The following is a 13,226-nucleotide window of genomic DNA, read 5'->3' on the forward strand; positions in this document are numbered from 1 at the left end:
GCCCATTGCCGTGGCACTACAACGTGCGGCAAACGCACCAGATCTGCACCGAGGCGGCGCCTTGCCGCCGCAGCAGCGCCGCGATCTCCGCGACGGTGCTACCGGTGGTCACCACGTCATCCACCAGGGCGATATGCCGGCCGGCGACCGAGACGGTGCAGACGAACGCGCGCTGCAGATTGCGCCTGCGTGCTCCGGCGCTCAGCCGCTGTTGCAGGGCGGTCTTGCGTACCCGGCGCAAGGCGGCGGGCCGATAGGGGCAGCCCAGCCAGCGCGCCAGCGGCCGGGCCAGCAGATCGCTCTGGTTATAGCCGCGGCGCCAGCAGCGTGATGCATGCAAGGGTACCGCTAAAATCAGGTCGGGTCTGTTCAGATACTGCTCTCTGCGCGCCTGCTGCCAGCGCAACAGCATCAGGCGCGCCAACGCCGGGGCCAGCTCGGACGCGCGGTGAAACTTGAACCTCTTTACCAGTTGGCTGAGGGGCGCAATGTAGTCGCCGACGAACACCAGCCGTTGCCAGGGCGGCGGCCGTTGCAGGCAGCGGCCGCAGGGCGTTTGCGTTCTCCCGGCGGGCAACCCGCAGCGCGGGCAACACGGGGGGCTGGCCGGCAGATGGCGCAGGCAGCAGTTGCAGATGCCATGACGCATCAGGCTCAACGGCTGTCGGCATAGCCAACAGCGGCTGCGGATTGATAGCATAGAGCCTCCGAGACGGGTAAGCATGAAAGGACAATAACCAATGACAGCGCTGTACTGGCAAACAATAGGTGAAGGCGAACGCGATCTTGTGCTGCTGCACGGCTGGGGATTGAACGCCGAAGTGTGGAGTTGCATTCAGGCGCGACTGGCGCCGCATTTTCGCCTGCACCTGGTCGATCTGCCGGGGTACGGCCGCAGCCAGGGGTTCGGCGCCCTGTCGCTGGAGCAGATGACGGAAATCGTGCTGGCGGCCGCCCCGTCGCAGGCCTGGTGGCTGGGCTGGTCGCTCGGCGGGCTGGTGGCCAGCCAGGCGGCGTTGATGCAACCTGAGCGGCTCAAGGGCTTGATCACCGTGGCCTCTTCGCCTTGCTTTGCCGCCCGCGATGAGTGGCCGGGGATCCGCCCGGACGTGCTGAGCGGTTTTCAGCACCAGCTGAGCCTGGATTTCCAGCGCACCGTCGAGCGTTTTCTGGCGTTGCAGACGCTGGGCACCGAGAGCGCGCGTCAGGATGCGCGCCAGCTGAAAGCGGTGGTGCTCAACCAGCCGACGCCGAGCGTCGAGGTGTTGAACGGCGGGCTGGAGATCCTGCGCACCGCCGATCTGCGTGCGCCGTTGGCCGCGCTGGAGCTGCCGTTGCTGCGGATTTACGGCTATCTGGACGGGCTGGTGCCGCGCAAGGTCGCCGAGCTGCTCGACGCGGCCTGGCCGAATTCTACGTCGCAGGTCGTGGTCAAAGCCGCCCATGCGCCGTTTATCTCTCATCCCGACGAATTTGTGACGATGATCGAAGCGTTTATTGCAGCACATTGAATGCGGCGGGAAAACGCACGATAGGGCGCGAAAAAAAACGCCGCCGGGTGGATAAAAGACAAAGCTGTTCGATACTTAGTGAGTCAATGCGTTGGCTGCAAAATGAAAAGACCGCGTGCGGCGCTTTTCATTTTGGCGTTTCGTCTCTGGGAAACAGGCCCCGTCAGGGAAAGCAACGAGGCCTGAGGATGTCGCGGCAGCCTGCTGTACTACGCATGGATTCTTGACGGCTTTCATAACAGATAAATTATCCATTGAGAGGTTAGTGTCATGAAATCATTGAAGATGATTATTGCAGCGGCAGTGCTGGGTTCGGTGTCTTTCGGCTCCATGGCGGCAACCCTGCTGACCAAGGAAGATCTGGATAAGAACCCGGGTAAATACGAGAAGATCGGCACCGTGACCACCACGGCGCAGACCACCTCGCCGATGGATGCCAAGGATGAGCTGTCCAAACTGGCGGACGAGAAGGGCGGTCAATACTACGTGATCCTGGCAGGCCGCGAGCACGGTAAATTCAGCGCCATCGCTGAAGTTTACAAAGACAAGCAATAAGCCTTCAACGGCAAGGGGCGCCGCTGCGGCGCCCCTGATCGTCAGGCCTTCAGCCGGTAGAAAACCGTGCTGCACCCCTGGCCCTGCGGGCAGCCTTTGCAACTGCCGCTCAGACAGGCGCCGTCATCCTGTTCGATACGTTCTACTTTTCCCATCGCCGCCAAACGGTCCAGCATCGCCTGCACCAACGGCAGCGGCGTCGCCAGCGATTGGCTGAGCTGCTGCGCCTGAGCGCTGCCAAGCAGCGCCAGCGCATCGCGCACCTGCAGCAGCCCGGCCATCAGTGACAGCTCCCCTTGGCGCCCTGGCAACAGGCCGCCGGCGTAGCGTTGCCCAGGCGCACCGTAACGCGGCTGCGCGCCCGGCGCAGGCCGAACAGCACCAGCAGGTTCACCGCCAGCACCACCAGGATCGCCGTCAGGCTGTACTGCGGGTGTTGGTTGAAGGTGGCCACCTGGTAGAACAGCGTCGCCAGCGAGTAGGCCACGTTCAGCCCCCACAGAATAGAGAAGGTCATCCAGCCGCGGCTCGATTCACGGGCGATGGCGCCCATCACCGAGACGCAAGGCACATACAGCAGCACGAAGATCAGGTAGCTGTAGGCGGAGATGCCGGAGCCGAATTTGCTGCTCATTACGCCCATCGAGCCGACGCCCATCTCGCCGTCGCCCTTGCTGGCTTCGATTGGGTTGGAGAGCACGCTCAGGCTGAAGGTGTTTTTCAGGCCGTCCCAGGTTTCGTTCAGCGCGCCGCCCAGCTCATCGAGCAGGTTGAAGTTGGCGGCGTCGAACGCCTCTTTGTTGATGTGCTCGGCGGTGTACAACGTGTTCAGCGTGCCGACCACCACTTCTTTCGCCATCGCGCCGGTCACCAGGCCGACGGTGGCCTGCCAGTTATCGCTGTGGACGCCCATCGGCTGCAGCAGCGGCGTCAACACCTTGGAGACCGAGGCCAGCGCGGAGTCGTTGATATTGTCGACCGTCTTGCCGCTGAACGAGAAGCTGTTCAGGCCGCCGATGAACATGCTGGCCACCACGATCACCTTACCGGCGCGCAGCACGAAGCCTTTCAGCCGCTGCCAGGTTTGCAGCAGCAGGCTTTTCAGGTGCGGCACGTGGTAGACCGGCAGCTCCATCACGAACGGCGAGGCCTCGCCACGCATGATGGTGTATTTGAGCACCAGACCGGTGAGGATCGCCACCGCAATGCCGAGCATGTACAGCGAGAACACCACCCCGGCGCCGTCCTGGCCGAAGAAAGCGGCGGCGAACACCGCAAAGATCGCCAGACGGGCACCGCACGACATGAACGGCGCCATCATGATGGTGATCAGGCGCTCACGCTGGGCGTCCAGCGTCCGGGCACCCATGATGGACGGCACGTTGCAGCCGAAGCCGACGATCAGCGGCACGAAGGATTTGCCCGGCAGCCCGAGCGCCTGCATCAGGCGGTCCATCACGAACGCCGCGCGCGCCATGTAGCCGGAATCCTCCAGGAAGGACAGGAACAGGTACATCATGCCGATCTGCGGCACCAGCGGCAGCACGGTGTTGATACCACCGCCGATGCCCTGCGCCAGGAAAACGGTCAGCCAGTCGGGGAAGTGCAGGGTGTAGCCGAGCCACTGAATGCCCTGAATGAAGATCGCCGCCGAACCGATATCGAAGATCGGCTGCAGCGCGCCGCCGATGTTGATCGCCAGCAGGAACATCAGGTACATCACCAGCAGGAAGATCGGCACACCCAGCCAGCGGTTGAGGATCACTTTATCCAGCATCTCGGTCAGGCGGTTGGGCATCGCCTGCTGCGAGTTGCTGACCGCGTCGCACAGGGCGGCGATAGACTGATAGCGCGCGTCGGCGATCACCAGCGCCGGGTCTTCTTGCTGCTGCTGTTGCAACGCCTGGGTGGCCGCAGGCAGCAGTGCGACGGCGGGGCCGGCCAGCCGGTGGCTGTAGATGTCGCCTTCCAGCATCTGCAGCGCCAGCCAGCGGCGCTGTACTGCCGGCAGCGTTTGCGGCATGGCGTCGCTCAGCGTGGCGACCTCTTTCAGCAACCGCGGCGGATAGTTCACCAGCGCCTGCTGTTCGTTGATGTGGTGATTGTCGATCATCTGTTTCAGCACGCCGATGCCGTCGGCGCGGGTGGAGACCATCGGCACCACCGGGCAGCCGAGGCGCGCCGACAGCGCGGCGACGTCGATATCGATATGCTGGCTTGTGGCGATGTCGAGCATGTTCAGCGCCACGATGCAGGGAATGCCCAGCTCCAGCAGCTGCAGCGTCAGATAGAGGTTGCGCTCCAGGTTGGAGGCGTCGACCACGTTGATCAGCAGATCGGCGTCGCCGCTCAAAATGTAGTGGCAGGCGATCTGCTCATCGAGCGAGGTTTGCTCTGAAATGGTGGTCAGGGAATAGGTGCCCGGCAAATCGACCAGCCGCACGTCGGACTGCGGGGTCGTGAAATGGCCTTCTTTGCGTTCGACCGTCACGCCCGCCCAGTTGCCGACCCGTTGGCGTGCGCCGGTCAGCTGGTTGAACAGCGTGGTTTTGCCGGAGTTCGGGTTACCGATTAAGCCGATGGTGAGTTTTTTCATAGTTCAGCGTGTCGTCTTCAAGGAGAACAGCGCCGGCGCAAGGGCGCGTCGGCAAACGGAGGGCGTGCCGGCTCAGGACTGGCCGTCGAGCTGCAGCAGCGCCAGATCCTTCCTGCGCAGCACCAGGCTGACGCGGCGAGTTTTAATTTCTATCGGATCGCCCAGCGGCGCGACGCGCACCACGTCGAACGAAGAGCCGGGCAGCATGCCGAGCGATAACAGTTTCTGGCGGTAGGCCGGCGCAATTTCACCGGAAAAGCCGACAATCTTATACGTGCGTTTAGGTTGAAGCTGCATGTGATTAACCTTCCGGGTGCCGATGAACATCGGGCTGATGATAATTGGACGTTGCCGGCGAAAATGCCACGCCGTCGGCGGTATTCATCCATAAGGTCATGCAATAAAGTGAGCGCAAATAATAGTAATTATCATTATCGCGTTCAATACAAAAAGTAAGGGTATTGTAACCAATTATTATGGCGACGACAGTTTTTGATGGCGTTGCCTTTATTAATGACGTTTTACCACCGCTGGCGAGCGGGAACAAATGAGAATGGCGAGTTAAATCAGTTACGTATTTGTAGCCGAGTTTTCTCGTTTGCAAACTTCGAGGGCTTTTTCCCTTTATTTATTTCCGTCGAAAGGCAATTCAATAACATTATTCCGGCGTAATGCGAGCGGTAACCATTTGTGTTTCGTTCACAATTCGCGAGATGAAACAGGCGTGTTAACGAAGTTGTTAATAAATGGCTGCGGAGAGGATTTTTATTGCCTGAATAATGGGAGGACGGTCACGCAGGAACGGGACATAAAAAGATGACGGTTTATTGAGACGGGTCAAAAAATGCCGCAGGTTTTATTCATCAGAAAGGGCGGAGCAGGCTCCGCCCTGTCGGTTCCGACTTAGCGTTTCTTGCCGAATGCCGCCGCCAGCGCGTCGCCCATGGCGCTGTTGCCGGCCGGCGCCGCGTTGCGCGGTTTGGCCTTGTTGGCACCCGCCGAACGGCTGGCGTTGTCGCGTGTCTGCGCTGGCGCGTTGCCGCCGCGGCGCGGTGAACCTTCGCCCGGCTGTTCATCCAGGCGCATGCTCAGCGCGATGCGTTTACGCTGCAGATCGACTTCCATCACCTTCACTTTGACGATGTCGCCGGCCTTTACTACGGTGTGCGGATCTTCAACGAACTTGTCCGCCAGCGAGGAGATGTGCACCAGGCCGTCCTGATGCACGCCGATATCCACGAAGGCCCCGAAGTTGGTGACGTTGGTGACCGACCCTTCCAGGATCATGCCCACCTGCAGATCGTTGAGGGTTTCCACCCCTTCGGCAAAGGTCGCGGTTTTGAACTCCGGGCGCGGATCGCGGCCCGGTTTCTCCAGCTCTTTCAGGATATCGGTGACCGTCGGTACGCCGAACTTGTCGTCGGTGAAATCGACCGCTTTCAGGCTGCGCACCGCCGAAGCGTTGCCCATCAGGTCCTGCAGCGCCTGCTCGGTGGCGACCAGAATGCGCTGCACCACCGGGTAGGCTTCCGGGTGAACGGTGGAAGCGTCCAGCGGGTTGTCGCCGTGGTTGATGCGCAGGAAGCCGGCGCACTGTTCGAAGGCCTTTGGCCCCAGGCGGCTGACCTTCAGCAGCTGTTCACGGTTGCTGAAGCGGCCGTTCTCGTCGCGCCAGTTGACGATATTTTGCGCCATCATGCGCGTCAGGCCGGCCACGCGGGTCAGCAACGGCACCGACGCGGTGTTCAGATCGACGCCGACGGCGTTCACGCAGTCTTCCACCACCGAGTCCAGCTTCTTCGCCAGCTGGCTCTGGCTGACGTCGTGCTGATACTGGCCGACGCCGATGGATTTCGGGTCGATCTTCACCAGCTCCGCCAGCGGATCCTGCAGGCGACGGGCAATGGATACCGCGCCGCGCAGCGACACATCGAGATCCGGGAATTCCAGCGCCGCCAGTTCGGACGCGGAATACACCGATGCGCCCGCTTCGCTGACGATCACTTTCTGCGCTCGGACCTCGGCGAACTGCTTTTGCAGGTCGAGATAAAAGCGCTCGGTTTCACGCGAGGCGGTGCCGTTGCCGATGGCCACCAGCTCCACGTTATGTTTGATACACAGTGCCGCGACGATGGCGGCGGCTTTGGCCGCTTGCCCGGTGTGTGGGTAGACGGTGTCGGTGGCGACCAGCTTGCCGGTCGCGTCGACCACGGCGACTTTCACCCCGGTGCGCAGGCCCGGATCGAGGCCCATGGTGGCGCGCATGCCGGCCGGCGCGGCCATCAGCAGATCGTGCATGTTGCGGGCGAACACGTTGATCGCTTCGTCTTCCGCGCGCTCACGCACCGTGCCCATCAGCTCGGTTTCCAGGTGTAGCAGCACCTTGATGCGCCAGGTCCAGTTGACCACTGCCTTGCGCCAGGCGTCGGCCGGGGCGTTGTTCAGGCGCAGGTTGAGGTGATTGATGATGATCAGCTCCGCCTGGCTTTCGCGCGGCGCTTCCTCAAACTGCGGATCGGCGTTCAACGCCAGCTGCAGCACGCCTTCGTTGCGGCCGCGGAACATCGCCAGCGCGCGGTGCGAAGGCACCTGGGAAATCGGTTCGTGATGATCGAAATAGTCGCGGAATTTGGCGCCTTCTTCTTCCTTGCCCTCGACCACTTTGGACACCAGATGGGCGTTTTTCCACAGGTAGTCGCGCACCTTGGCCAGCAGCGTGGCGTCTTCGGCGAAGCGCTCCATCAGGATATAGCGCGCGCCGTCGAGGGCGGCTTTGACGTCCGCCACGCCCTTGTCGGCATCGACGTAGCGTTCAGCCAGCTGTTCCGGCTGCTGTTGCGGATCCTGCCACAGCGCGTCCGCCAGCGGTTCCAGACCGGCCTCGATGGCGATCTGGCCGCGGGTGCGGCGCTTCGGTTTGTACGGCAGGTAGAGGTCTTCGAGTTCGGTCTTGCTCAGCGTGGCGTTGATCGCCCCCGCCAGTTGTTCGGTCAGTTTGCCCTGTTCATCGATCGACTTCAGGATGGTCTGGCGACGATCTTCCAGTTCACGCAGATAACCCAGGCGGGTTTCCAGCTGGCGCAGTTGGGTGTCGTCCAGGCCCCCGGTGACTTCCTTACGATAGCGTGCAATAAAGGGCACGGTATTACCTTCATCCAGCAGACGGATGGCGGAGTCGACTTGCTCCGGCCGGGCCTGCAGTTCTGTTGCAATAATGCGGCTCAGTGGGTCATTCATAGGTCTGGTATCTGTATTGAGAACGGTGAATAAACAGGGGACAGTTATACGGATTGATCGCGGAAAATGCCAGCGGAGCGGGCCGCCGCCGCGCGGCCGCGGCGTGGAGAACAGCTCAGGCGGCGGCGTTGGCGGCGGTTCGGAAAAAGCTGAAAGCTTACTTCGGGTAGTCTATCTCGTTCACGTACCACTGCGCCTCGCCCAGCGGCGTATTGACGGTGGCGACGTCCCCGACCTCTTTTTTCAGCAGGGCGCGCGCCATCGGCGCGTCGATGGAGATGTAATCCTTGCGGCCGAAGATCTCGTCGTAACCGACGATGCGAAAGCGTTTGGTCTCGCCGTCTTCGTTCTCTACTTCCACCCAGGCGCCGAAGAACACTTTGCCTTCCTGCTGCGGGGAGTAATCGACGATCTTCAGCTGCTCCAGGCATTTGGTCAGATAGCGGACGCGGCGGTCAATTTCGCGCAGCCGCTTCTTGTTGTACTGGTAGTCGGCGTTTTCGCTTCTGTCGCCCAGGCTGGCGGCCCAGGTCACTTTCTTGGTCACCTCGGGGCGTTCTTCGCGCCAGAGGTAATCCAGCTCTTGTTTGAGCTTGTCATACCCTTCACGGGTTATCAGTTGAGTTCTCATCGTGATTTATCTTTATGGGGCCACCGCCACAGTGTACGTGAATGCGCAGGGCTTTAGAAATGGCGTGGGGGCCTGCGCGTTGTCGCACGGTTTTTATTCAGTTTGCGCAGCTTTTAACAATCGGGAGTATGCTTAGCGATAGCGGAAAAGGAATGTGACGAAAGGAGGATATCTGGCGAGAGAGACAAGGAATTTTGGCGCACAACCCAACACATTGAAGGTATTACCGCATGGAATTTAAAGATTACTACGCAACGATGGGCGTTGAGCCCAACGCCGATCTGAAAACCATCAAAACGGCCTACCGCCGGCTGGCGCGTAAATATCACCCTGACGTGAGCACCGAAGAAGACGCCGAGAGCAAATTCAAGGAGCTGGCCGAAGCCTATGAGGTGCTGAAGGACGAAGAGCGCCGCGCTGAGTACGATCAGATCCGGCTGCACCGCAACGATCCGAACTTTGGCCGCCAGGCGCGCGGCGAGCACGGTGGCTATCAGCAGAGCGCTTCATGGCATGGCGGCGGTGCCGACGCACAAGACTTCTCCGATTTCTTCGAAAGCATGTTCGGCGGGCGTGCGGCAGGCGGGCACCGCTCCGCTTCGCACTCGCACGGTGGGCATGGCTTCCGCGGCCAGGATCTCGAGATGGAGGTGCCGCTGTTCCTCGAGGAAACGCTGCATGGCCAAAGCCGCGAGATCGCCTACAAGCTGCCGGTGTACGACGAGCTGGGGCGGCAGGTGAGCGAAGCCAGCAAAACGCTGAACGTGAAAATCCCGGCCGGCGTGGGCGACGGCGAGCGCATTCGCCTCAAGGGGCAGGGCGTTGCCGGCGTGGGCGGCGGCCAGAACGGCGACCTGTATCTGGTCATCCGCCTCGCGCCGCATCCGCTGTTCGAGATTGACGGCCACAACCTGAGCATCGTGGCGCCGCTCGCCCCGTGGGAAGCGGCGCTGGGGGCCAGCATCGAGGTGCCGACGCTGACCGGCAAAATCGCGCTGACCGTGCCGGCCGGCAGCCAGAGCGGCAAACGGCTGCGGGTCAAGGGCAAGGGGCTGGCGGGCAAGAAAGAGCCCGGCGATCTGTATGTCATTCTCAAGGTGGTGATGCCGCCGAAGCCGAACGAGAAGGCCAGCGCCCTGTGGCGAGAACTGGCTGAACAGGCGGCGTTCAACCCGCGCGCGGAATGGGAGTAAAGCACATGATGAAAAAAGAGATCACATTCACCGTGGTGGAACTGTGTCAGAGGGTGGAGATTTCAGAGGATGAGCTGGTCGAGATCGTCGGCCTGGGCGTGATCGTGCCGCTGGAGCCGGCGCAGCCGAGCTGGGAGTTCGATTACCCGGCGCTGAGCCATCTGCAGCGTGCGCGCAGGCTGCGGGCCGAACTGGATCTGGATTGGCCGGGGATCGCCATGGCGCTGACGCTGCTCGACCGGGTTGATGCACTGCAGCAAGAGAACCGGCAGCTGCGCCGGCAGCTGGCGCGTTTCCTGCAGACTTCCTGACTCGTCGTCAAAACGCCACCGTGCGGTTCGCCGGTGGCGAAATTGCGTAAAATTGGGCCACTGCCCCACATTGCGCCGATAAAGGGCGAAATTTTGACGAACCCCCGTCGACATTCGATGAAAATTGTTGATAAATGGGGAAAAGAATAAGCTTTGTAACAATTTCGTCTAGAATACATACCATTAAACGCTGTCTCAAATGGCAAGGTTTTCTAACAATATTCGAGTCAGGCAATAAAGCCTTTGGGAGTAATACCATGCAAGAGAATCATAAGATCCTGGTTGTCGATGATGACATGCGCCTGCGCGCGCTTTTAGAACGTTATTTAACCGAGCAGGGCTTCCAGGTTCGCAGCGTTGCCAACGCTGAGCAAATGGATCGCTTGCTGACACGTGAATCCTTCCATCTGATGGTGCTCGATCTGATGTTGCCGGGCGAAGATGGGCTGTCCATCTGCCGCCGCCTGCGCAGCCAGAGCAACCCTATGCCGATCATTATGGTCACCGCCAAAGGCGAAGAGGTCGATCGCATCGTGGGGCTGGAAATCGGCGCCGACGACTACATTCCTAAGCCGTTCAACCCGCGTGAGCTGTTGGCTCGCATCCGCGCGGTGCTGCGCCGCCAGGCTAACGAACTGCCGGGCGCGCCTTCGCAGGAAGAAGCGGTGATCGCGTTCGGCAAATTCAAACTGAACCTCGGCACCCGCGAGATGTTCCGCGAAGATGAACCGATGCCGTTGACCAGCGGCGAGTTCGCGGTCCTGAAGGCGCTGGTCAGCCACCCGCGTGAACCGCTGTCGCGCGATAAGCTGATGAACCTGGCGCGTGGCCGCGAATACAGCGCCATGGAGCGCTCCATCGACGTGCAGATCTCGCGCCTGCGCCGCATGGTGGAAGAAGATCCGGCGCATCCGCGTTATATCCAGACCGTTTGGGGTCTCGGCTACGTGTTCGTCCCGGACGGCAGCAAGGCATGAGGCGATTGCGCTTTTCACCGCGTAGCTCGTTTGCCCGAACCCTGTTGTTGATCGTCACCTTGCTGTTCGTCAGCCTGGTGACGACCTATCTGGTGGTGCTGAACTTTGCCATCCTGCCCAGCCTGCAGCAGTTCAACAAGGTATTGGCGTACGAAGTGCGTATGCTGATGACCGATCGGCTGCAGCTGGAGGACGGCACGCTGCTGGAAGTGCCGCCGGCGTTCCGCCGTGAGATCTACCGCGAACTGGGCATCTCTCTCTACACCAACTCGGCGGCGGAGGAGAGCGGCCTGCGCTGGGCGCAGCACTACCAGTTCCTCAGCCAGCAGATGGCGCAGCAGCTCGGCGGGCCGACCGATGTGCGGGTGGAGGTGAACAAGAACTCCCCGGTGGTGTGGCTGAAAACCTGGCTGCAGCCCGATATCTGGGTACGCGTGCCGCTGACGGAAATCCACCAGGGCGACTTCTCTCCGCTGTTCCGCTATACGCTGGCGATCATGCTACTGGCGATCGGCGGCGCCTGGCTATTTATCCGCATTCAAAACCGCCCGCTGGTGGAGCTGGAACATGCGGCGCTGCAGGTGGGCAAGGGCATCATTCCGCCGCCGCTGCGCGAGTATGGCGCTTCCGAAGTGCGGTCGGTGACTCGCGCATTCAATCAGATGGCGTCGGGCGTCAAGCAGCTGGCGGACGACCGCACCTTGCTGATGGCCGGGGTCAGCCATGACCTGCGCACGCCGTTGACGCGCATCCGGCTGGCGACGGAGATGATGAGCGCCGAAGACGGCTATCTGGCCGAGTCGATCAATAAAGACATCGAAGAGTGCAACGCCATCATCGAGCAGTTCATCGATTACCTGCGCACCGGGCAGGAGATGCCGACCGAAAGCAGCGATCTGAACGCCATTTTGGGCGAGGTGGTCGCGGCGGAGAGCGGCTATGAGCGGGTGATTGAAACCGCGCTGTCGCCGGGCGAGCTGATGATGAACGTGCATCCGCTGTCGATTAAGCGGGCGGCGGTGAACATGGTGGTGAACGCGGCACGTTACGGCAACGGCTGGATCAAGGTCAGCAGCGGCCGTGAGCTGCAGCGCGGCTGGTTCCAGGTGGAGGATGACGGCCCGGGCATCAAACCGGAAGAATTGAAGCATCTGTTGCAGCCGTTCGTACGCGGTGACAGCGCGCGCAGCACCAGCGGCACCGGTCTGGGGCTGGCGATCGTGCAGCGCATTATCGACGCGCACGACGGCGAACTGGATATCGGCACCAGCGAACGCGGCGGGCTATTGATCCGCGCGTATATTCCGTTGCCGATGGAGAAAAAAGAGTCGGCCAACGGCCATCAAACCGCCAGGGAAAACGCCTGACGCTCTTGGCGCGGGCCGCGTTGCTGCGGCCCCGTCAGGACTTCCTGCTCATCACGTAGTATTCCGCCGCATCCTCATGCAACCGACGGCCGGTCGGCGCCTGCCACGGATCGATTAACTCGATGCCGCAGTGGAGGAAGTCTTTGGTGTTGCGGGTGGCCAGGGCGGCACCGTAATGCAGGCAGGTGGCGGCGATTTGGGTATCCGGCATGCTGACGCCAATGCCTCGGCGGCGATTGGCGCCCATTAATTCCGCATGCTGCATCGCACAGCCGACGTCAAAGGGTAAGATTCTGTCTGAAAACTCTTCCTGCAGCATGTCGCCGAGGTTAGTTTGCAGTTCGAGCTGTTTCTTGCCGTGAGGCATGCAGGCGATGCCCGTATACAGCTCCGCAACCACGATGGCGCTCAAATAGAACCGATACGTATCCTGCTCATCTAACCAGCGCAATACATTGTAGTGAGGCGCCGGCCGCAGCAATTCCGAAACGACGTTGGTATCCAGCACAATCATTTTTCATCGTCTTCATCAAAGTTGACAATACGATGAGGGGCTTCATCACGTGGGGGGATCTCCAACTCAACGCCGCCGAATTCGGCGAAGTACTGATGCATGCGTGTTCCTAACCCATAGCGCGGCGGTTTTTTCACCAGCGCCTGTTTCAGGATCATGCGCGCTTCCTCTTCCATAGAATGGCCGTTTTTCGCCGCTGAAATACGCAGCAGCTCTTTGATTTCGTCGTCCAGATTTCTGACGGTGATAGTCGCCATTCAAACCTCCTTTGCTATCAATGATTGCATTGACTTATTTTCTCGCCTTGCTGGTTAAAAAGCAATCGCTGAAAATA

14 protein-coding genes are annotated in these 13,226 nt (G+C 60.8%); 6 read left to right on the forward strand and 8 right to left on the reverse strand.

Annotated features, from left to right (window positions below; all coding sequences use genetic code 11):
• Window positions 1–16: 16 nt before the first annotated feature.
• A complete protein-coding gene (gntX, locus tag AWX27_RS19370; protein ID WP_060424505.1) occupies window positions 17–700 on the reverse strand; it encodes a DNA utilization protein GntX in 684 nt (227 codons plus the stop codon).
• Between the two features lie 40 nt (window positions 701–740).
• Between gntX and bioH the strand changes: the two genes are divergently transcribed.
• Both bioH and AWX27_RS19380 read left to right on the forward strand, forming a co-directional pair.
• A complete protein-coding gene (bioH, locus tag AWX27_RS19375; RefSeq protein WP_060424507.1) occupies window positions 741–1,511 on the forward strand; it encodes a pimeloyl-ACP methyl ester esterase BioH in 771 nt (256 codons plus the stop codon).
• 270 nt (window positions 1,512–1,781) lie between these two features.
• A complete protein-coding gene (locus AWX27_RS19380; protein WP_049202818.1) occupies window positions 1,782–2,066 on the forward strand; it encodes a YdgH/BhsA/McbA-like domain containing protein in 285 nt (94 codons plus the stop codon).
• Between the two features lie 41 nt (window positions 2,067–2,107).
• On the opposite strand, the gene AWX27_RS19385 is transcribed toward AWX27_RS19380, so the two are convergent.
• The 5 genes from AWX27_RS19385 to greB all read right to left on the reverse strand — a co-directional run bounded on the left by AWX27_RS19385 (window position 2,108) and on the right by greB (window position 8,530).
• Window positions 2,108–2,347, reverse strand: coding sequence for a FeoC-like transcriptional regulator (locus AWX27_RS19385; RefSeq protein ID WP_048232091.1), 240 nt, complete (start codon window positions 2,345–2,347; stop codon window positions 2,108–2,110).
• On the reverse strand, window positions 2,347–4,662 hold the full coding sequence (feoB, locus tag AWX27_RS19390; RefSeq protein WP_060424509.1) for a Fe(2+) transporter permease subunit FeoB: 2,316 nt from the start codon (window positions 4,660–4,662) through the stop codon (window positions 2,347–2,349). The genes AWX27_RS19385 and feoB overlap by 1 nt, the downstream gene beginning before the upstream one ends.
• A 72-nt stretch (window positions 4,663–4,734) precedes the next feature.
• Entirely contained in the window at window positions 4,735–4,959 is a 225-nt protein-coding gene (feoA, locus tag AWX27_RS19395; protein ID WP_038878234.1) for a ferrous iron transporter A, read from the reverse strand.
• Window positions 4,960–5,565: 606 nt separating this feature from the next.
• Complete coding sequence (locus AWX27_RS19400) at window positions 5,566–7,899, reverse strand: Tex family protein (RefSeq protein ID WP_060424511.1); 2,334 nt, start codon at window positions 7,897–7,899, stop codon at window positions 5,566–5,568.
• Window positions 7,900–8,056: 157 nt separating this feature from the next.
• Entirely contained in the window at window positions 8,057–8,530 is a 474-nt protein-coding gene (gene greB / locus AWX27_RS19405; protein WP_038878177.1) for a transcription elongation factor GreB, read from the reverse strand.
• 230 nt (window positions 8,531–8,760) lie between these two features.
• Between greB and cbpA the strand changes: the two genes are divergently transcribed.
• From cbpA to envZ, 4 genes are all read left to right on the forward strand, one after another.
• Entirely contained in the window at window positions 8,761–9,723 is a 963-nt protein-coding gene (cbpA, locus tag AWX27_RS19410) for a curved DNA-binding protein (protein WP_060424513.1), read from the forward strand.
• A gap of 5 nt (window positions 9,724–9,728) precedes the next feature.
• A complete protein-coding gene (locus tag AWX27_RS19415; protein ID WP_049202813.1) occupies window positions 9,729–10,034 on the forward strand; it encodes a chaperone modulator CbpM in 306 nt (101 codons plus the stop codon).
• Window positions 10,035–10,291: 257 nt separating this feature from the next.
• Window positions 10,292–11,011 carry an osmolarity response regulator transcription factor OmpR gene (gene ompR, locus AWX27_RS19420; protein WP_004709363.1) on the forward strand — a complete coding sequence of 240 codons (720 nt, stop codon included), beginning with the start codon at window positions 10,292–10,294 and terminating at the stop codon, window positions 11,009–11,011.
• Window positions 11,008–12,378: a two-component system sensor histidine kinase EnvZ gene (envZ, locus tag AWX27_RS19425; protein WP_038881686.1), complete on the forward strand. Its 1,371-nt coding sequence runs from the start codon at window positions 11,008–11,010 to the stop codon at window positions 12,376–12,378. The genes ompR and envZ overlap by 4 nt, the downstream gene beginning before the upstream one ends.
• A gap of 34 nt (window positions 12,379–12,412) precedes the next feature.
• On the opposite strand, the gene AWX27_RS19430 is transcribed toward envZ, so the two are convergent.
• Window positions 12,413–12,892 (reverse strand): type II toxin-antitoxin system VapC family toxin, encoded by a 480-nt coding sequence (locus AWX27_RS19430; RefSeq protein ID WP_015379310.1) that lies wholly within the window; start codon window positions 12,890–12,892, stop codon window positions 12,413–12,415.
• On the reverse strand, window positions 12,889–13,149 hold the full coding sequence (locus AWX27_RS19435; RefSeq protein ID WP_015379309.1) for a FitA-like ribbon-helix-helix domain-containing protein: 261 nt from the start codon (window positions 13,147–13,149) through the stop codon (window positions 12,889–12,891). Before AWX27_RS19435 ends, AWX27_RS19430 begins: the two co-directional genes overlap by 4 nt.
• Window positions 13,150–13,226 lie beyond the last annotated feature (77 nt).

This window comes from Serratia sp. 2880STDY5682894 (assembly GCF_001537385.1).
Classification (GTDB): domain Bacteria; phylum Pseudomonadota; class Gammaproteobacteria; order Enterobacterales; family Enterobacteriaceae; genus Serratia; species Serratia nevei.

Bases quoted from the DNA above. Each gene is read 5' to 3' on its own strand.
- AWX27_RS19400 (WP_060424511.1), bottom strand. From the start codon at position 7,899: ATGAATGACCCACTGAGCCGCATTATTGCAACAGAACTGCAGGCCCGG.
- AWX27_RS19430 (WP_015379310.1), bottom strand. From the start codon at position 12,892: ATGATTGTGCTGGATACCAACGTCGTTTCGGAATTGCTGCGGCCGGCG.
- cbpA (WP_060424513.1), top strand. From the start codon at position 8,761: ATGGAATTTAAAGATTACTACGCAACGATGGGCGTTGAGCCCAACGCC.
- AWX27_RS19385 (WP_048232091.1), bottom strand. From the start codon at position 2,347: ATGGCCGGGCTGCTGCAGGTGCGCGATGCGCTGGCGCTGCTTGGCAGC.
- AWX27_RS19380 (WP_049202818.1), top strand. From the start codon at position 1,782: ATGAAATCATTGAAGATGATTATTGCAGCGGCAGTGCTGGGTTCGGTG.
- feoA (WP_038878234.1), bottom strand. From the start codon at position 4,959: ATGCAGCTTCAACCTAAACGCACGTATAAGATTGTCGGCTTTTCCGGT.
- gntX (WP_060424505.1), bottom strand. From the start codon at position 700: ATGCTATCAATCCGCAGCCGCTGTTGGCTATGCCGACAGCCGTTGAGC.
- ompR (WP_004709363.1), top strand. From the start codon at position 10,292: ATGCAAGAGAATCATAAGATCCTGGTTGTCGATGATGACATGCGCCTG.
- AWX27_RS19415 (WP_049202813.1), top strand. From the start codon at position 9,729: ATGATGAAAAAAGAGATCACATTCACCGTGGTGGAACTGTGTCAGAGG.
- feoB (WP_060424509.1), bottom strand. From the start codon at position 4,662: ATGAAAAAACTCACCATCGGCTTAATCGGTAACCCGAACTCCGGCAAA.
- bioH (WP_060424507.1), top strand. From the start codon at position 741: ATGACAGCGCTGTACTGGCAAACAATAGGTGAAGGCGAACGCGATCTT.
- greB (WP_038878177.1), bottom strand. From the start codon at position 8,530: ATGAGAACTCAACTGATAACCCGTGAAGGGTATGACAAGCTCAAACAA.
- AWX27_RS19435 (WP_015379309.1), bottom strand. From the start codon at position 13,149: ATGGCGACTATCACCGTCAGAAATCTGGACGACGAAATCAAAGAGCTG.
- envZ (WP_038881686.1), top strand. From the start codon at position 11,008: ATGAGGCGATTGCGCTTTTCACCGCGTAGCTCGTTTGCCCGAACCCTG.